Origin of the sequence: Sinomonas humi, assembly GCF_000802235.1 — a bacterium.
Lineage (GTDB): Bacteria > Actinomycetota > Actinomycetes > Actinomycetales > Micrococcaceae > Sinomonas > Sinomonas humi.
In genome coordinates this window covers 107,211-123,900 of sequence record NZ_JTDL01000082.1, presented here as the reverse complement: position 1 = coordinate 123,900, position 16,690 = coordinate 107,211, and the positions used below count along the sequence as shown (strand labels likewise).

The window sequence follows — 16,690 nt, the reverse complement described above, 5'->3', positions numbered from 1 at the left end:
TGCCGAATCACGGATCCCCACCCGGGACAAGTGCCCGTAGAGTGTGGCTCATGAGCGTCCAGACCGTTTCGGCGCTGGTACAGATACCCTCGGCGCGCGCTTCCTCGATGCCGGTCGCCGACGTGCTGGCTGCGCTCGGCTCCACGCCCCTTGGGCTAGGCGAAGGCGAGGCCTCCCGGAGGCTCGCGCTCGGGGCCAACGTGCTTGAAGCCCGCCGCGTCAGCTGGCCGCACGTGCTGGTCCGCCAGTTCGCGAGCCCCCTCCAAGCGCTCCTCGTAGCCGCCGCAGCAATGTCCTTCGCGACCGGGGACCGGCTCAACGCGAGCATCATCGTGGCGATCCTCGTGGGGAGCGGTCTCCTCGGGTTCGCGAACGAGTTCCGAGCCGAACGCACCGCAGCGGATCTGCACGAGCGAATCAGCCATACGGTCGTGGTGGTCCGTGACGGAAGGGAGCGCTCGCTTCCGGTGCGCGAGCTCGTTCCGGGAGACATCATCCGGCTCAGCCTCGGCAATATCGTCCCCGCCGATGCGCGGCTCCTCGAGGCGGTGGATCTGGAGACGGACGAGGGGGTCCTGACCGGGGAGTCGGCGCCTGTCGAAAAGAACCCCGCCCCGGTCGCCGAAGGCTCAGGCCTTGGCGACCTCACAGACTGCCTCCTCATGGGAACCGTGGTCCACGCGGGTTCGGCACGCGCCGTCGTTACGGCTACGGGCAAGTCAACCGCCTTCGGGCACATCGCCGAGGGGCTGGCTCAAGGGCTGCCGGAGACTGCCTTCCAGCGTGGCCTCAAGGAGTTCTCACTCATGCTCCTCTGGGTCGGAGTGGCGCTCACAGCGGGCATCTTGGCGGTCAACCTGCTCCTCGCACGGCCGTTCCTCGATTCAGTCCTGTTCTCCCTCGCAATTGCCGTGGGGATTACGCCTCAGCTGCTCCCCGCCGTCGTCAGCACCAGCCTGGCCGCCGGTTCTCGGCTCCTCGCCAAGGCTGGTGTGCTCGTCAAGCGGCTCCTTGCGATCGAGGATCTGGGCAACCTCGACGTCCTGGTCACGGACAAGACCGGGACGCTGACGGAGGGTCGGATCGGCTTCGAGGAGGCGCAGCCAGCCGACGCCCACGATCCGGGAGCCCCCGAACGGCTCGCAGAACTCGCTGTGCTGTGCTGCGAGGCGGACCCGTCCGCGCCGGGGGCGACAGGCGAAGGGCAGAACCCCGTCGACGCGGCCCTGTGGGACGCCTTCCCGGAACTGCCCGGACGCTTCGCGGCCCGACGCCGCCTTGGCCTTCGCCCCTTCGACCACGAGACGCGGACTATGGAGACGCTTGTCGAAGGGGGTAGCACAGGCAGCCCTGTGCGCATTCTCAAGGGTGCACCGGAAGCTGTCCTCGAACGCTGCGCCAACGTCCCGGATGAGGCCCGAGGCCGGCTTGAGGACTTGTTCCGGAGGGGAGCACGGGTGGTAGCTGTGGCGAGCGGGCCCGATGGGGGCCCTTTCCGGCTCGAGGGCTTCCTGAGCTTCATCGACCGCCCGAAGGCCGATGCGCGGGAGTCGCTGGACAGGCTCGCGGCGCTGGGCATCGAGGTCAAAATCGCCACCGGGGACAATGCCCTGGTCGCTGAGCACGTCATGTCCGTTCTGGGGATGACGAGCGGCGGCGTCCTCACGGGGGCGCAGGTCGCGGCAATGGACGACGACGAACTCGCCTCGGCGGCGATCGGCGCCCGGGCCTTCGCCCGGGTCTCGCCGGAGCAGAAGTCGCGTATCGTAACGGTGCTGCGGCGCACGCATGCTGTGGGCTTCCTCGGCGACGGCGTCAACGACGCCCTGGCGCTGAACCGGGCCGACGTCGGCATCTCAGTGGACAGTGCCGCCGACGTCGCGAAGGACGCCGCCGACGTCGTCCTCCTTGAGAAGGACCTCGGGGTGCTCGCCGACGGAGTGGTCGGCGGCCGGCGCATCTTCGCGAACACGATCAAGTACCTGCTGATGGGCACGAGCAGCAACTTCGGCAACATGTTCTCCGCCGCCGCCGCGAGCGCCTTCCTGACCTTCCTTCCGATGCTGCCGGGACAGATCCTTCTCAACAACCTCCTCTACGACACGAGCCAGCTGGCGATTCCCACGGACAAGGTGGATCAGGACCAGCTCCGCAAGCCAGCCCACTGGGACATCGGCCTGATCCGGCGGTTCATGGTCGTCTTCGGGCCCGTTTCGTCGCTGTTCGACTTCGCGACGTTCGGGCTCATGCTCTGGATATTCCACGCCGCGCCCGAGGAGTTCCGGGCCGGCTGGTTCGTGGAATCGCTCGCGACGCAGACGCTCATCGTCTTCGCGATCCGCACGCGGCGCATCCCGTTCTTCCGGAGCGCCGCATCGAGGGCGCTCACCGCGAGCGTGATCGCAGTGGTCGCCATCGGAGCCGTCATCCCCTACACGCCGTTCCGGACGCTCATCGGCTTCAGGATGCTGCCCGCCCCGTTCTTCCTCGCCCTCGTGGGCATGGTCATCCTGTACCTCGTTCTGGTCGAAGTCGCAAAGCACTTCTTCTATCAGGCGGCAGACGCCCGTGCCGCCAGAGAGCAAGCGGCCCGCGAGGCTCGGCTCGCGGCTCCCGCGGCTCTGGCGATTCCGGCTCACGCAGTCCATGCCTCGCACGCCCGAGTGCACCGGCGTGCCGTGCCGTTCCTCGTGCACACCGGACACGCCCACGTGCGCCGGGCGGGCGGCGTAGCGGGCGGGCGGCGCTGAGACGGGCCCAAGGGCTCTAGCCCCTGCCTCGAACAGAGACCACCATCGTTTCGTGTATTCGTCAGCATTTGAGGCGGCCGCGATGGTGGCCCAGGGCATCTTCCTCGGATGGGGGCAGTTCACCATTCAATTGGGGAACCTCATCGTCATCATTGCGATGGTCGTCCTGTTCGTCCTCGCGCTGCTCCTTCCCTTCCCTGGCGGACGGGGTCGGAGATGAGCGCCGAACAGGGCAGCGGCAGCCGTATCGTCTCCTGGACCGGGCGGTTCCGTGAGCGGTCCCTCAAGGCACTCCCGCCCGAGAAGCTCCTGCCCGAGACGCAGCCCAGCTACGTCGCCTCCTGGATCTACGTCTTCGGGATGGGCTCCATCGCCGCGCTCGGCTATGTGATCGTCTCCGGGTGCGTCCTGGCCCTCAACGGGCCGGCGTGGTACCACGTCTCCGCCTTCGGGCACTTCATCAACAGCACGCACCTGTGGAGCGTGGAGCTGTTCTTCATGTTCATGGTCATCCACCTGTGGGGGAAGTTCTGGATGGCCTCCTGGCGGGGCGGCCGGGCCCTGACCTGGATCACCGGGGTTCTCGCATTCGTCGTCTCGATCGTCACGGCGTTCACGGGATACCTGCTCCAGACGAACTTCGATTCGGAGTGGATCGCGTTCCAGGCCAAGGACGCGCTCAACGCGGTGGGGGTCGGGGCGTGGTTCAACGTCGCGAACCTCGGCCAGATCCTCATGTGGCACATCGTGCTGCTGCCGCTCGCGGTGGGGGCGGTCGTCGTCCTCCACGTGCTTCTCGTGCGGGCCCACGGCGTCGTCCCGCCGCTCGAGGCCGCCGAGACGGACTCCCAGCTGCGGAACCTGCAGCTGCGCGACGCTGCCGGGACCCTCGAGACAGGGGAGGGGGACCTCTCATGACTACCATCTCCCGGCGGCGCACTGCCGGTCCCGAGCGGCCCGACCGGCGCGGCAAGGACCTCGACCGCGGGCCATGGCGCGGTACGGTGCGCGAGTACGACCTGATCAAGGAGCTCGTCTACGCGCTCGTCGTCGTCGGCCTCCTCACGGTAGGGCTCGCCGCCGTCGTCGGCTCCCCGGACGACGCCCCGGTGACCCTTCAGCAATGGGCGACGACGGCGCCGTCGGACTTCGTGGCGACCGCCACCGCCGAACTCGGCGGGACGAGCGACACGGCCCAGTACGGGCCGCCCTACAACTCGACTCAGGGCGCGAGCCAGACCCTCGGCCCGATCGACCTCCAGAGCCTCTCCGGGGTCCGGCTGCCTATCGACACGGCGCAGGACTTCGTCGTCGGGCCGCTCGAAACGCTCCCGCAGCCCCCGGCCGGCCTCGCCGTGTGGAACGCCGCAAGCGACACCCAGCGAACGGACTGGACCGCCGCCTACTCAGACGCCCTCTCCAAGGCGCCCGACGGCGACCCCGCCAAGGTCGCGGCCGGGAACTACGGGCCCGTCCCCGGCCTGGATTCCGCGCTGCTCGTGATGGCGCAGAAGGGAGCGCTCGAGGGAGCGCTCGACGGCGGAACGGCCGCAGGGCTCGACCGCACCAAGACCGTCCTGTTCCTCGGAGACGGAACGTACTTCCCAGGCCTGGCGGACAGCCAGCATCTGACGGGCGACCAGTGGGGAATGATGAACGAGACAGGGAACTACCCAGGCCAGTCGTGGCTCTGGCTGTTCTCCTTCTGGTACCAGATCCCGCCGTTCAATTCCCTCGCGAACGCCGATCTGGTGATCGTAGGGATCATGGTGCTGCTTACGCTCGCCCTCATGTTCCTGCCGTTCATCCCCGGCCTCCGATCGATCCCACGGCTCATCCCCATCCACCGCCTCATCTGGCGGGACTACTACCGGAGGCGCTGAAGATGGACCCGGAGAATAGGCCTTTGAGCCCGTTCCTGCACCGCCCTGTCAGACCTACACTGTCGCCATGACAACCCAGCCCATGCGGTACCCGAAGGTGCAGGAGCTCTCAAGCGAGGAGTGCTGGGCGAAGCTCCGCACGATGGTCCTCGGGCGGTTGGCGATCGCAGGCGAAGAGCATCCCGAACTCTTTCCGATCAACTATGTGGTGGATCGAGGGACGGTCGTGTTCCGCTCCGATCCCGGGACCAAGCTCGCGGCATCGCTCGAGCGGGCCCGCGTCGCCTTCGAGGTCGACGCCTTCGAGCCGGGAACCAACGAAGCCTGGTCGGTGGTCATCAAGGGCGGCCTGGAGCCTGTCCTCGAAACCTCCGAGATCGTCGACGCGTTGGCGCTTCCGCTGTTCCCCTGGCAGCACGGCGCCAAGGCGTTCTTTGTGCGGATCGTCCCCCTCGAGCTGTCCGGTCGTCAGTTCGTCGTCGCCGACCCGGGGCATTGGGCCTCTCAGCTCATGGGCATCCGTCCCGCCTCAGACGAGTAGCCGGGCATCACGTCTGCGCGAGCCTTCGCTTCTGCTCCTCGACGTCGTAGCCAGGAGTTGGCCACGTGAGATCCATGCGCTCGAGTGCTGCCACGAGGAGCTCTTGGACCACGAGCCGCGAATACCACTTGTTGTCGGCCGGCACGACGTACCACGGCGCGTAGACGGTGCTCGTCCGTTCCAGAGCGTCCTGGTATGCGGCCATGTACTCGTCCCAGTACGCGCGTTCGGTGACATCGCCGGGGTTGAACTTCCATTGCTTGGCGGGGTCGTCGAGCCGGGCGGAGAGCCGGCGCTTCTGCTCGATGCGGCTGATGTGGAGCATGACCTTGAGCACCATGGTCCCGGCCGCGTGGAGCTCCCACTCGAAGTCGCGGATCGCTGAGAACCGGCGTTCGAGCTCGTTGAGGTCGATCCAGCCGTGGACGCGCGGGACGAGAACGTCCTCGTAGTGTGACCGGTCGAAGCACCCGAGCATGCCCGCCCGCGGGAGCTGCATGCGAATGCGCCACAGGAAGTCGTGAGCCTTCTCTTCTTCAGAGGGCTCGCGGAACGCGGCGAGTTGGACGCCTTGAACGTCGACGGCGCCGACCACGTGGCTGACCATGCCGCCCTTGCCAGCGGTGTCCATGCCCTGGAGGACGAGCAGGAGAGCGCGCTGGCCTCCAGCGCGTCCCTCCGCGAAGAGCCGCTGCTGCAGATCGGCGAGGTGCGGGTCTCGAAGCGTGAGGATGGCCTCGCCGTCGGCCTTTGCCCCGCGGAAGCCAGGTGTCAGGGACGAGTCGATCTGGGCCAGAGAGAAGGGCTCGCCGACGCCTAGGAGCTCCTCCGGTGGCTCGAAGAAGCCGTTCCCGGGCCTGCGCTTCGTCATCTCAGCTGGACGCTGTGGTCGCCGCCGCGGCCTTCAGATTGGAAGGGCCAGCCTTCGAGTCCTCAGGCGTGTGCACGACGAGGACGGGGCAGTCCGCATGCTCGGCGCACGCTGCGCTGACCGAGCCGAGCAGGAGCCCCGCCGCCGTGATCGGCCCGCCGACGGTCGGCTCCAGACGAGCTGCCCAGCGCAGCGCTTCAATGGAGAGCGGCGAACCGTCGACGCCGACGACGATGCCTGTGAGGGCCTCTTCAGCCTCTGTTTCATCCATGCCATGAGCGTAGATGGACGGCACTGACGACAGATAGGGCCTTAGGCCACCTCGGGCTGACGCGCCTCCCGGGCGGCTGCGGCGCGGGGCCGTCAGCCGCGGGGAGGGGGGTCAGCTTCTCAGTGGGAGGGCATGACCCTGTGGTGCGCCTCGGTGGCTGGCCTGATGGCGGCGACGGTGACGCCGGCGGCGACGATGCCGGCGATCCAGGATGTCCATGCTGCGCCGGTGTGGTCGGTGTAGGTGCCGATCCAGGGGGAGGCGAACAGCAGGATCCCTGCCGCGCCTTGGGCATATTCGAGCCATGGGGTGCCGGGCATTGAGAGGTTCAGCACTGCGGTGGCGACGAGGATGATGCCGAAGACCAGCATGAGGGTGGTGGACATGGATGTCTGTGCGGTCCACAGGACTGACAGGGCCGCGTAGAGGCCGCAGACGCCTGCGGCGTAGTCCTCCCAGCGGATCCATTTCTTCATCGGACTGCTTCCTTCCTTTTTCCTTCCCGGGATCCGTGCCCCGGGATCCGCCTGGGCAGGGTGCCCAGGCGGAGGCTCTTCGCCTACTTGAGACTCAGTACGGCGTCGATGGGCGTGCCGTCGACGAAGACGGCAGCGCGCGAGGCGCCGGCTGCCGCCATGGCCGTGTACTCAAGCTGCGCCTCTGCACGCGGGATGTCGCATTCTCCCGAAAGGTTGAATTGGCCACTGAGGTAGATGGTGATGGTGGTGCCGTCGAAGCTGCCGCCCAGGTAGGTCAGGGTGGACCGGTAGAGGACGTTGACTAGCCCCGACATGCCAACGGACCGAGTGCGGTTCGCGAGGAGGGTGCGGATGGCCGGACCGACCTGGTCGGTGAAGCGGACCGGCTGGGTGGAGGTCGCGACGATGCTGTCGCCGCAGCCGATTAGGGGCCCTGACACGCCGTTGTCGCCCACGGCCACGTAGAAGACGGCCAAGGGGGCCACCTGCTCCGGCAGCGCGCCCCCGGAGGAAGCAGAGCTGCTCGCGGAATTGCCAGGCGCTGGTGAGGCGCCCGACGACGGGGCGGCCGCCTGTGCAGGAGCCGTCGAGGCGCTCGACGACGAAGGGCCCGACGAACTGCTCCCGAAGCACGCCGACAAGGCGAGAACGAGGGTGAGGCTGAACATTGCTCGGGCGGTGCGCCAGTCCCGTGCCATCTGAAGTCACGCTACTTTGCTGGTCGTCTGAGTCCAGGAAAGCGGGCTCGTACCGTCAGTGTAGGTTTGCGATGCCGGCGGAACTTGGGTCGAAAGTCCGTGCCCACCTCAGACCCTCGTTCTGGCCGTGACCGAAGGGACCTTCGGCTCTGTGGGAGCTGCGCGCCGGTGCAGCGACTACGAGAGCGGTCGCGACTGAGGTTGGGCTGAAGGCCCTAGTCCATGGCTTCCGCTGCAGCGATGACCGGCACAGTCCGCAGGAAGCTGTCCGGGTTGAGTGAGATCGAGTCGATGCCCTGGGTCACGAGGAACTGCGCGAAGTCGGGGTGGTTGCTGGGGCCTTGGCCACAGATGCCGATGTGGATTCCCGCCGTGTGAGCTCCCCGGATCGCCTGGGCAATCATCGCCTTCACGGCGTCGTCCCGCTCGTCGAACAGGTTGGCGAGCTGTTCCGAATCCCGGTCGACGCCGAGGACGAGTTGTGTGAGGTCATTCGAGCCGATTGAGAAGCCATCGAAACGGGCAGCGAACTGCTCGGCGAGGATGACATTCGAGGGGATCTCGCACATGACGTAGACCTCGAGACCCTCGGAGCCTCTTGCAAGCCCTTCCTCTGCCATCACGGCGAGGACGGCATCGGCTTCGCGGGGGGTCCGGCAGAACGGGACCATCACCACGATGTTGCGGAAGCCGAGTTCCTCACGGGCCTTCCTGATGGCCCGGCACTCGAGGGCAAAGCCTTCGCGGTAGCGAGGATCGTGGTAGCGGGAGGCCCCCCGGAACCCCAGCATCGGGTTCTCTTCCGGTTCCTCGAACGCCGACCCACCCAGAAGGTTCGCGTACTCATTGGTCTTGAAATCGCTGAGCCGGACGATTGCGGGCTGGGGGTGGAAGGGGCTTGCGATCTTCGCAATACCCCTGGAGAGCCGGTCCACGAAGTATTCAGTCGGGTCAGCGTAGCCGCGGGTGAGCTCGCGAATCGCCCCCAGCTCTGCGGCGCTCCCAACCCGCTCTGGGTGGACGAGTGCCATGGGGTGAACCCGGATGAGGTTGGAGACGATGAACTCCATCCTCGCCAGACCCACTCCGGCAGCGGGAAGCTTCCACCAGCGGAAGGCGCCCGAGGGATCGGCAAGGTTCACCATGAGCCGCGTCCGAAGCGCCGGGAGGGCCCCGACGTCGGCCTCCTCGGTGACGAACGACACCAGGCCCCCGAGAACGAGTCCCTCGGAACCCTGGGCGCAGTTGACGGTGACGGGACTCCCGTCCGCGATGGCGCTGGTTCCATGCACTGTGCCAACGACGGCGGGCACGCCGAGTTCGCGGCTCACGATGGCCGCATGGCTCGTTGGCCCGCCGTGATCCGTCACGATTCCGGCTGCCCGCTTCATGACCGGCACCCAGTCGGGGTCCGTCATTGTGGTCACCAGGATGCAGCCGTCACGGAAGCCGCCAATGTCCCGGACGTCCCTGATGACGCAGGCGTTGCCTGAGGCGATCCCGTCACCCACCGCAGCCCCACGGGCGAGGACCGGCCCGGAGCCGGTGAGACGGTGCACACGCAGCGTCGAGGCACTCTGCGCAGACTGGACCGTCTCGGGACGAGCCTGGACCAGGAACAGCTCGCCCGTGAGGCCGTCCTTTGCCCATTCCATGTCCATAGGCCGGCCATAGTGCTCCTGGACCGCGACGGCCCATAGCGCAAGGCGGAGGATCTCCTCGTCGTCGAGCACGAAGGCCTCCCGCTCGGCCGCCGAGGTCTCCAGCAGAAGCGTGCCGGATCCGCTTCGCGCGAAGACAAGCTTTGATTCCTTCGCACCGAGGGCCTTTCCAATGATCGGACGAGCGGTCGGATCTGCCAGAAGAGGCGAGAACACCTCGTACTTGTCTGGCTCGACGCTGCCTTGTACGACCGTCTCCCCGAGGCCCCACGCAGCGCTGATGACGATCGCCCGGGGGAAGCCCGACTCGGTGTCGAGGGAGAACATGACGCCTGATCCCGCGCGGTCAGCGCGGACCATCCGCTGCACCCCGATCGAGAGAGCAACGTCCAAGTGGTCGATGCCGTGGAGTTCTCGATACGTGATGGCGCGGTCTGTGAAGAGTGAGGCGTAGCAGCGACGGCAGGCCTCCAGGAGTTCGCGCTCGCCGACAACGTTGAGGAAGGTCTCCTGGGCGCCGGCAAAGCTCGCCTCGGGAAGATCCTCCGCGGTTGCGCTGCTCCGCACGGCAACAGCAATCGGCGCGCCGCCTCGAGAGAGCCCCGCCCGGTTGTTCAGGTCGCGGTAGGCGGATCGAATGGCACCGGCTGAGGGGAGCGGGAACTCTCCCGCGAGGATGAGTTCCCGGATCGCCGCCCCGGTGTCGCGGAGGCTGGCACTCCCGGAACGGTACTCCGAGAGACGCAAGCCCATCGCCTCGCGGATGCCGTTTGCCTCGAGGTACTGGCGGTATGCGAAGGCTGTTGTCGCGAAGCCCTCAGGGACGGCAACCCCTGACGCGGTGAGCGCTTGGGTCAGCTCCCCGAGCGAGGCATTCTTTCCTCCGACATCCGGAAGATCCTTCATGCCGATGTCCTCGAAGCGGAGCACGACGGCGGAATGATCGGACCGTCCGAGGGCAGCGGGAAGCTGCCCCTCGCCTGCGAGCGCGCTCATCGTTCGCTCCGGGCCATGAGAGCCGCGACTGATTCGAGCACAGCCTGGCAGGCGTCGGCGGTGATCCTGCAGTGCAGATACGAGTCTGCGACAGGGCGACAAGCTTCTTCGCACCGTTCGCAGGCCTCTGACATCATCCGCACAACCGAGTCCGGCATGCTGCCGAAGTCGGATCCGAGCCGCGAGAGCATCTGGACAGCAGCCGTGCAGACCGACGCGCAGTTCTGCTGCCATCTGATCACCGAACGGAGCTCCGCCACGGCGGGTTCCTCAAGACAGCTGTCGGCGCCCGAAATGCATGCCTGCGTGCACGCCAACGCTGCATCAATGCAGGCCCCGAGCGCAGCTCGCTGTTCCTCATCCATATCGGGTGCAGCGGGGTGGACGACGAGGGCCTGGCGGGAGGGGGACATGAAAGGCTCCTTTGGGACATAGCGGGGCGGCGGCGTCGTCCCTTGCCGTCGATTCTCGAAGCGCGCCGGAGCCGGGTGAAGGGGCTTTGGTCCCCGCACGGGAAGGGCGAGGCGGGGGCTGCCAGACGGTTGTCGTCACGGGCGCGGCGTCAGGGATCGGCCGCGCAACGGCTCTCCCAACCGGTGCACGAGGTCGACGACGCGACCTGGGACCGTGTGCTTGGGGTAAACCTCACGTCGATGATGCGGCTCATGCGGGCCGTCGTACCACTCATGCTCGAGGCCGGGATGGGCTCGATCGTGAACGTCTCCTCCGAGGCGGGCCTTCGGGGTTCTGCGGCGGGAGCCGCCTACACGGCCTCGAAGCACGCTGTCATCGGGCTCACCCGGAGTTCAGCTGTCATGTACGCGCGGAAGGGGATCCGGGTCAATGCCGTGGCGCCCGGAGGAACTCGGACGAATATCCATGCTGAGTTTGCCTCGGAGCTCGCAACGGAGGTGCTCGGTCCGCTCATGCAGGCGAACGTTCCGCCGATTGCCGAGGCCGAAGAGCTCGCGGCAGGCATCACGTTCCTGCTCAGCCGGGACGCCAGCAATATCAACGGCGTCGTGCTCGCCTCCGACAACGGGTGGAACGCGGTCTGAGCCGCGTCCCACCCGTCGATGCCAGCCCGTCAGTGGCCTCGGTTGATCCACTCCTGCAGGTGAGGAGCCTCTGCGCCGATTGAGGTGGAGTCACCGTGACCCGTGTTCACTGCGGTCTCCGGCGGGAGGGTGAGGAGGCGCTCCCGGATCGAGTTGACGATGGTCGGGAAGTCGCTGAACGAGCGTCCGGTGGCGCCGGGCCCGCCCTGGAAGAGCGTGTCGCCGGTGAAGACCGTGCCGAGGGCCGGGGCATGGAAGCTCACCGAGCCGGGCGAGTGGCCCGGCGTGTGCAGGGCCACGAGCTCGGCGCCCCCGATCTCGAAGCGTTGACCGTCTGAGATGTCGGAGTCGGGGCGGCTGTCCGGGTAGACGGCCTCCCATAGCATTTGGTCTGCGGGGTGGAGGTGAACGGGCGCGCCGACCCGCGAGGCGAAATCCCGCGCATGCCGGATGTGGTCGTCATGGCCGTGGGTGAGGAGAACCGCGGCGACGGTTCGCCCGCCCACCGCTTCGGCGACCTGGGCGGCGTCGTGCGCGGGGTCGATGACGACGACGCGCTCATCGTCGCCGACGATCCACACGTTGTTCTCGACCTCCCACGTGCCGCCGTCGAGGGAGAACGTCCCCGAGGTGACGAGGCGCTCGATGCGGACGCTCATCAGACCTCCACCACCGAGCGGAGCACCTCGCCGCGGTGCATCTTCTCGAACGCGGCCTCGACGTCGCCCAGACCGATGCGCTCGGTGACGAACGCATCGAGCGGAAGGCGGCCGAGCTTGTACTGGTCCACGAGCATGGGGAAGTCCCGGCTCGGCAGGCAGTCGCCGTACCACGAGGACTTGAGCGAGCCGCCCCGCCCGAAGACGTCGAGCAGGGGCAGCTCGAGCTTCATGTCGGGGGTCGGGACGCCGACGAGCACCACTCGCCCAGCGAGGTCGCGGGCGTAGAACGCCTGCTTGTAGGTCTCCGGCCGGCCGACAGCATCAATGACGACATCGGCACCGAAGCCGTTCGTGAGCGCCCGGATCGCCTCGACAGGGTCATGGTCGCGCGAGACGACGCCGTGGGTCGCCCCGAGCTTCTTGGCGGTTTCGACCTTGGCGGGATCGAGGTCGACGGCGATGATCGTCGTCGCCCCCGCGAGCTTGGCCCCCGCGATCGCCGCGCAGCCCACGCCGCCGCAGCCGATGACGGCGACAGACTCACCGCGCTGGACTGCCCCCGTGTTGATGGCCGCGCCGATGCCGGCCATGATGCCGCAGCCGAGCAGCCCAACCGCGGCGGGGTCGACGTCGTCGTCGATCTTGGTGCACTGGCCCGCCGCTACGAGCGTCTTCTCGGCGAAGGAGCCGATGCCGAGGGCGGGGGAGAGCGGCGTCCCATCCTGGAGGGTCATCTTCTGGGTGGCGTTGTGGGTCGCGAAGCAATACTGCGGCTGGCCCTTCCTGCAGGCGCGGCATTCGCCGCACACCGCGCGCCAGTTCAGGATGACGCGATCGCCGGGCTTGAGATCAGTGACGTCCTCACCGACGGCGCTCACTATGGCCGTCGACTCGTGGCCAAGGAGGTAGGGGTAATCGTCGCCGATGCCGCCGAGCTTGTAATGCAGGTCCGTGTGGCAGACGCCGCACGTGAGAACGTCCACCAGTGCCTCGCCCGGCCCCGGATCGGGGACCAGAATCGTCTCTATAGTTGCCGGCCCGCCCTTCTCGCGGACGACGACGGCCTTCACTTCGTGAACGGTCTGGGCCATGAAAAAACCTCCGGTGGTTCCCCGACAGATGACGGTGCCATGATGGCCTTGCCATCCTACGGGGAGCCACCAGAGGTGACGTAAATCACTCAGGGCGGTCAGACCCCGAGCTTCTCCTTCACCTGCGCGGCCGAGGGGTTCGTCGCAGCGGTGCCGTCCGGGTAGATAACGGTCGGGACGGTGCGGTTTCCGCCGTTGAGCTGCTCGACGAGCTCAGCCGTGCCCTCGACCTCTTCGATGTTGACCTCCGTATAGCCGATGCCCTGGGCGTCGAGCTGCTTCTTGAGGCGGTTGCAGTAACCGCACCATGCGGTCGAGAACATCGTGATCGTGCCGTCGGAAGGGGTGAAGTCGGTCATGGGTGTACTCCTCGAGCGGTTGGGTCTTCCGTATCGCAGAACGGTTTCAGGGGATCAAGTATTCCTTCTTCTCGCTCTCGTCTACGTGGCTGCGGATCCTGACGAAGCCTTTACGCGGTCGCCTCTGTACGCGAGGTGCGGCCAGCACGACACTTCACCTAGGCAGGGCCCTGCCACGGCCACCGACTGCTGGAGAACAAGGCGATGAAGTTCCACGGATTGAACGATCGGCGCCGGCCGCCCGTGCACTACGAGGCCCTGCCTGCTTCCTCCCCGGGAGCCGACGACGCGGTCGAAGGCGACCTCCTTCGAGGCCGCGACGGTTATCTCTTCAAGGACACCGACGGCGAGGAGTGGTGGGTCATGTTCTCCGCCAAGGAAGGCCAGATCCTCGCCTGCGCCAATGTGGACGACGACGAGGCAGAGGAAGTGCGCATCCTCGCCAGCGGTATCAGCAGAGAGAAGGCCGACGAAGCCTTCCGTCGGTTCCCGCCGGGCTCCCTTGAGGACGCTGCCCGACTCGCGGCTGGGCTTGAGGAACGGGAGTGAAGCGTCGGCTCCCTAACCGACGTGGACCCAAGGCCGTTGGGTGATGTCGGGGACTGCTTGACGCAGCACTTCCCGCGTGACGGGTGCGATTTCGCCTTCCCCGAAGAACATGAAGCGCAGCAGATTCCGGACAGGGTTGCCTTCGGTCCAGCGGAAGTAGATGTGCGGCATGAGGCCGGTGACGTCCCTGATGTGCAGCAGGACTGAGGCGATCGTGTTGGGGACGACAGGCCCGTGGACCTCAAGGATGCGGAACCCATGGCGCATGATGCCGTGCACCTCCAATTCCGTTTCGAAGTCCGAGGAATCGTCGACGATCACTTCGAGGAAGAGGACGTCATCCCCGAGCGGCAGGTGGCTCACTTCGCTGACCGTCTGCAGCTTGTGGCGGTACGCATCGCCAGTGAGCCTGAGCGGTTCGTGCGCGATGATCTGCAGCGGCCCCGAGTCCGCCTCGGCGACGAACTCGATGGCCTTCTCGTCGAAGTGGATGCTCGTCGCATGGAGCTCGAAGGACCTCCGTGCCCGGGAGATGAATGAGATCACGATAATGGCTGCGATGAAGATGACGGCGATCTGGATGCCCTCGGGGCGCTCGACCATGTTGGTCAAAGTCGTGTAGACGAAGACTGCGGCGACGATCCCGAAGCCGATCGTGGCCTTTCGCTGCTGTCGGCGCCGAGCCGAAAGCGTGACGGCGACGGCGGCGGAGGTCATGAGGACCAGGACGCCGGTGGCATAGGCGCCGCCTTGAGCGTCGACGTTTGCCGCGAAGATCAGGGTGATGAGGAACCCGATCGCAGTGAAGACGAGCACGAGCGGCCGGGTGGCCTTGGTCCACTGGGGCGCCATTCCGTAGCGGGGAAGGTAGCGGGGAACGAGGTTCAGCAGACCTGCCATTGCAGAGGCTCCCGCGAACCACAGGATCGCTATGGTGCTGAGGTCATAAGCGGTTCCGAAGGCGACGCCGAGGTACTGGTGGGCGAGGAGCGCGAGTGCGCGACCGTCGGCGGCTCCGCCCGGCTGGAACTCCTTCTGGGGGATCAGGACGACCGACGTGAAGCTGCTTGTGACGAGGAAGGTGCTCATGATGAGGGCGGCGACCGTGAGCAGTCGCTTCGTGCCCCTGATCCGCCCGGCAGGATGCTCCTCGGTATCGCTCGCGTCGCCGCGGATCTGGGGCATCACCGCGACCCCCGTTTCGAAGCCGGACATGCCGAGCGCGAGTTTTGGAAAGACGAGGAGCGCGATGCCGATCACCGCGGCAGGGTTTCCGTGGGAGGTGGTCAGGGCCTGCCACCAGTCGTTCACCTTGATCGGATGGGAGAGGGCGTCACCGAGGGTGACGACCACGAGGATCGCGTTGAGGAAGAGGTAGAAGCCGACGAGGACGACGGCGACACCGATGGCTTCCTTGAAACCCCGCAGGAAGACGGCGGCGAGGAGCGCAAGCAGGAAGAGGGTGACGCCGATGTTCTGCCCCTGAAGCCACCCCGGCATCAGCGGGTTGGCGATCAGGTGCGCCGCGGCGTCGGCACCCGAGAGCGTCATCGTGATCATGAAGTCCGTGGCGGCGAAGCCGAGGAGGGCCAGCACGAAGAACTTGCCGCCCCAGCGCGGCAGCAGGCGCTCGAGCATCGCGATCGATCCGGAGCCGCTATGGCTCTCGACCGAGACCCGTCTGTAGACAGGGAGTGCGCCGAAGAGGGTCACGACCACGAGCACGAGGGTCGCGAGAGGGGAGACGACGCCGGCCGCGACGACGGCGATTGCCGGTGCGTATCCGAGTGAAGAGAAGTAGTCGACGCCGGTCAGGCACATCACCTGCCACCACGCGTGCTTCTTCTCATGGCCCCGAGGTATGGCGTGAGGGCCCTGGTGGAGAGCCTGAGTCTCGTGCAGGTCGTGCAGCAACCAGGCGCGGAGCGAATGACTCGGCCTGGTCTTGCCCGATGTCGGCTCGGCGGGAGGGCGACTCAAGGTTGTCATCGGAGCTCTTCCTTGTCGTTGTCCTGCAACTCGTCCTGCAAATGCTGCGATCGCTGTGACGATAACCCGCCTGCTCGGGAGCATGACGGGGCTTTTATGGAACCCTTACGAACGATTAACTGGCAGTCCCGCTCTGCCGCAGCTCAGGTGGTATCGAAGCGGTACCCGCGGCCGGCTTCGGTGATGAGATGACGGGGCTTTGCGGGGTCGGCTTCGAGCTTCCTCCGCAGCTGCGCCATGTAGACCCGGAGATACTGGGTCTCCTCTCCGTAGGCTGGGCCCCAGACAGTCTGGAGAAGCTGCCGTTGTGTGACGAGCTTTCCGCGATTGGCAACTAGCATCTGAAGGACGCCCCATTCTCGCGGCGTGAGGTGGACGCGCTCGCCCTGTCGCGTGACAGTGGCGGCCCCCAGATCGATGACGAGATCACCGGCGTCGATGAACCCGTCAGCGGGGGCGTGGGCGGAGCGGCGTTCGACGGCGCGCAGGCGGGCGAGCAGTTCGTCGAGACCGAAGGGCTTGGTCACGTAGTCGTCCGCGCCGGCGTCGAGCGCCTCCACTTTGTCGGTCGAGCCATGGCGGGCCGAGAGCACGACAATCGGCAGATCAGACCACCCCCGGATTCCACGGATCACCTCGGCGCCGTCTAGGTCGGGAAGACCGAGGTCGAGGACGAGCACATCGGGGGGTGCCGAGGCGGCCAGCCGCAACGCTTCTCTTCCGCTGCCGGCGACAGTGACCGCGTAGCCTTCTGCCCTGAGGTTGATCTGAAGCGCACGCAGGAGCTGTGGCTCGTCGTCTACCACGAGTACGCGCTTCATCGTCGCCTTTC

The 16,690-nt window shown here is 66.8% G+C and carries 18 protein-coding genes; 7 read left to right on the top strand and 11 right to left on the bottom strand.

What is annotated here, in order from left to right:
* Nucleotides 1-50 precede the first annotated feature (50 nt).
* The 5 genes from mgtA (at nt 51) to LK10_RS06455 (ending at nt 5,174) form a co-directional block, all read left to right on the top strand.
* On the top strand, nt 51-2,750 hold the full coding sequence (gene mgtA / locus LK10_RS06470) for a magnesium-translocating P-type ATPase (protein ID WP_052207031.1): 2,700 nt from the start codon (nt 51-53) through the stop codon (nt 2,748-2,750).
* 52 nt (nt 2,751-2,802) lie between these two features.
* The gene (locus LK10_RS21775; protein WP_156144063.1) at nt 2,803-2,970 is read left to right on the top strand and encodes a hypothetical protein; all 168 of its coding nucleotides are present in this window, start codon (nt 2,803-2,805) and stop codon (nt 2,968-2,970) included.
* Complete coding sequence (locus LK10_RS06465) at nt 2,967-3,668, top strand: cytochrome b N-terminal domain-containing protein (protein ID WP_081998329.1); 702 nt, start codon at nt 2,967-2,969, stop codon at nt 3,666-3,668. The genes LK10_RS21775 and LK10_RS06465 overlap by 4 nt, the downstream gene beginning before the upstream one ends.
* On the top strand, nt 3,665-4,633 hold the full coding sequence (locus LK10_RS06460; protein WP_231567645.1) for a hypothetical protein: 969 nt from the start codon (nt 3,665-3,667) through the stop codon (nt 4,631-4,633). Before LK10_RS06465 ends, LK10_RS06460 begins: the two co-directional genes overlap by 4 nt.
* A 67-nt stretch (nt 4,634-4,700) precedes the next feature.
* The gene (locus LK10_RS06455; protein ID WP_043121292.1) at nt 4,701-5,174 is read left to right on the top strand and encodes a pyridoxamine 5'-phosphate oxidase family protein; all 474 of its coding nucleotides are present in this window, start codon (nt 4,701-4,703) and stop codon (nt 5,172-5,174) included.
* 7 nt (nt 5,175-5,181) lie between these two features.
* On the opposite strand, the gene LK10_RS06450 is transcribed toward LK10_RS06455, so the two are convergent.
* From LK10_RS06450 to LK10_RS21770, 6 genes are all read right to left on the bottom strand, one after another.
* Nucleotides 5,182-6,045 carry a polyphosphate kinase 2 family protein gene (locus tag LK10_RS06450; RefSeq protein WP_043121290.1) on the bottom strand — a complete coding sequence of 288 codons (864 nt, stop codon included), beginning with the start codon at nt 6,043-6,045 and terminating at the stop codon, nt 5,182-5,184.
* Nucleotide 6,046: 1 nt separating this feature from the next.
* The gene (locus tag LK10_RS06445) at nt 6,047-6,316 is read right to left on the bottom strand and encodes a universal stress protein (protein ID WP_081998342.1); all 270 of its coding nucleotides are present in this window, start codon (nt 6,314-6,316) and stop codon (nt 6,047-6,049) included.
* A 119-nt stretch (nt 6,317-6,435) separates the two neighbouring features.
* On the bottom strand, nt 6,436-6,792 hold the full coding sequence (locus LK10_RS06440; RefSeq protein WP_043121286.1) for an SPW repeat protein: 357 nt from the start codon (nt 6,790-6,792) through the stop codon (nt 6,436-6,438).
* Nucleotides 6,793-6,875: 83 nt separating this feature from the next.
* Nucleotides 6,876-7,493: a hypothetical protein gene (locus LK10_RS06435; protein ID WP_231567643.1), complete on the bottom strand. Its 618-nt coding sequence runs from the start codon at nt 7,491-7,493 to the stop codon at nt 6,876-6,878.
* A 215-nt stretch (nt 7,494-7,708) separates the two neighbouring features.
* Nucleotides 7,709-10,150, bottom strand: a complete 2,442-nt coding sequence (gene ppsA / locus LK10_RS06430; RefSeq protein ID WP_081998328.1) for a phosphoenolpyruvate synthase — start codon at nt 10,148-10,150, stop codon at nt 7,709-7,711.
* The gene (locus LK10_RS21770; protein ID WP_043121281.1) at nt 10,147-10,563 is read right to left on the bottom strand and encodes a hypothetical protein; all 417 of its coding nucleotides are present in this window, start codon (nt 10,561-10,563) and stop codon (nt 10,147-10,149) included. Before LK10_RS21770 ends, ppsA begins: the two co-directional genes overlap by 4 nt.
* 75 nt (nt 10,564-10,638) lie before the next feature.
* On the opposite strand from LK10_RS21770, the gene LK10_RS06420 reads away from it, so the two are divergent.
* A complete protein-coding gene (locus LK10_RS06420; RefSeq protein WP_408021442.1) occupies nt 10,639-11,208 on the top strand; it encodes an SDR family NAD(P)-dependent oxidoreductase in 570 nt (189 codons plus the stop codon).
* Nucleotides 11,209-11,237: 29 nt separating this feature from the next.
* Here the strand turns inward: LK10_RS06420 and LK10_RS06415 are convergent, their stop codons facing one another.
* From LK10_RS06415 to LK10_RS06405, 3 genes are all read right to left on the bottom strand, one after another.
* Nucleotides 11,238-11,867, bottom strand: coding sequence for an MBL fold metallo-hydrolase (locus LK10_RS06415; RefSeq protein ID WP_043121278.1), 630 nt, complete (start codon nt 11,865-11,867; stop codon nt 11,238-11,240).
* The gene (locus LK10_RS06410; protein WP_043121276.1) at nt 11,867-12,961 is read right to left on the bottom strand and encodes an S-(hydroxymethyl)mycothiol dehydrogenase; all 1,095 of its coding nucleotides are present in this window, start codon (nt 12,959-12,961) and stop codon (nt 11,867-11,869) included. The genes LK10_RS06415 and LK10_RS06410 overlap by 1 nt, the downstream gene beginning before the upstream one ends.
* Before the next feature lie 98 nt (nt 12,962-13,059).
* Nucleotides 13,060-13,320 carry a mycoredoxin gene (locus tag LK10_RS06405; protein WP_043121274.1) on the bottom strand — a complete coding sequence of 87 codons (261 nt, stop codon included), beginning with the start codon at nt 13,318-13,320 and terminating at the stop codon, nt 13,060-13,062.
* A gap of 204 nt (nt 13,321-13,524) precedes the next feature.
* On the opposite strand from LK10_RS06405, the gene LK10_RS06400 reads away from it, so the two are divergent.
* Nucleotides 13,525-13,869, top strand: a complete 345-nt coding sequence (locus LK10_RS06400; RefSeq protein ID WP_043121270.1) for a hypothetical protein — start codon at nt 13,525-13,527, stop codon at nt 13,867-13,869.
* Nucleotides 13,870-13,881: 12 nt separating this feature from the next.
* Here the strand turns inward: LK10_RS06400 and LK10_RS06395 are convergent, their stop codons facing one another.
* Nucleotides 13,882-15,858 carry an APC family permease gene (locus LK10_RS06395; protein ID WP_043121267.1) on the bottom strand — a complete coding sequence of 659 codons (1,977 nt, stop codon included), beginning with the start codon at nt 15,856-15,858 and terminating at the stop codon, nt 13,882-13,884.
* 143 nt (nt 15,859-16,001) lie between these two features.
* Nucleotides 16,002-16,679: a response regulator gene (locus LK10_RS06390; RefSeq protein WP_043121264.1), complete on the bottom strand. Its 678-nt coding sequence runs from the start codon at nt 16,677-16,679 to the stop codon at nt 16,002-16,004.
* Nucleotides 16,680-16,690 lie beyond the last annotated feature (11 nt).

Bases quoted from the DNA above. Each gene is read 5' to 3' on its own strand.
- LK10_RS06405 (WP_043121274.1), bottom strand. From the start codon at position 13,320: ATGACCGACTTCACCCCTTCCGACGGCACGATCACGATGTTCTCGACC.
- LK10_RS21770 (WP_043121281.1), bottom strand. From the start codon at position 10,563: ATGTCCCCCTCCCGCCAGGCCCTCGTCGTCCACCCCGCTGCACCCGAT.
- LK10_RS06410 (WP_043121276.1), bottom strand. From the start codon at position 12,961: ATGGCCCAGACCGTTCACGAAGTGAAGGCCGTCGTCGTCCGCGAGAAG.
- LK10_RS06440 (WP_043121286.1), bottom strand. From the start codon at position 6,792: ATGAAGAAATGGATCCGCTGGGAGGACTACGCCGCAGGCGTCTGCGGC.
- LK10_RS06445 (WP_081998342.1), bottom strand. From the start codon at position 6,316: ATGGATGAAACAGAGGCTGAAGAGGCCCTCACAGGCATCGTCGTCGGC.
- LK10_RS06395 (WP_043121267.1), bottom strand. From the start codon at position 15,858: ATGACAACCTTGAGTCGCCCTCCCGCCGAGCCGACATCGGGCAAGACC.
- LK10_RS06390 (WP_043121264.1), bottom strand. From the start codon at position 16,679: ATGAAGCGCGTACTCGTGGTAGACGACGAGCCACAGCTCCTGCGTGCG.
- LK10_RS06460 (WP_231567645.1), top strand. From the start codon at position 3,665: ATGACTACCATCTCCCGGCGGCGCACTGCCGGTCCCGAGCGGCCCGAC.
- mgtA (WP_052207031.1), top strand. From the start codon at position 51: ATGAGCGTCCAGACCGTTTCGGCGCTGGTACAGATACCCTCGGCGCGC.
- LK10_RS06465 (WP_081998329.1), top strand. From the start codon at position 2,967: ATGAGCGCCGAACAGGGCAGCGGCAGCCGTATCGTCTCCTGGACCGGG.
- LK10_RS06415 (WP_043121278.1), bottom strand. From the start codon at position 11,867: ATGAGCGTCCGCATCGAGCGCCTCGTCACCTCGGGGACGTTCTCCCTC.
- LK10_RS06400 (WP_043121270.1), top strand. From the start codon at position 13,525: ATGAAGTTCCACGGATTGAACGATCGGCGCCGGCCGCCCGTGCACTAC.
- LK10_RS06435 (WP_231567643.1), bottom strand. From the start codon at position 7,493: ATGGCACGGGACTGGCGCACCGCCCGAGCAATGTTCAGCCTCACCCTC.
- LK10_RS06455 (WP_043121292.1), top strand. From the start codon at position 4,701: ATGACAACCCAGCCCATGCGGTACCCGAAGGTGCAGGAGCTCTCAAGC.
- ppsA (WP_081998328.1), bottom strand. From the start codon at position 10,150: ATGAGCGCGCTCGCAGGCGAGGGGCAGCTTCCCGCTGCCCTCGGACGG.
- LK10_RS06450 (WP_043121290.1), bottom strand. From the start codon at position 6,045: ATGACGAAGCGCAGGCCCGGGAACGGCTTCTTCGAGCCACCGGAGGAG.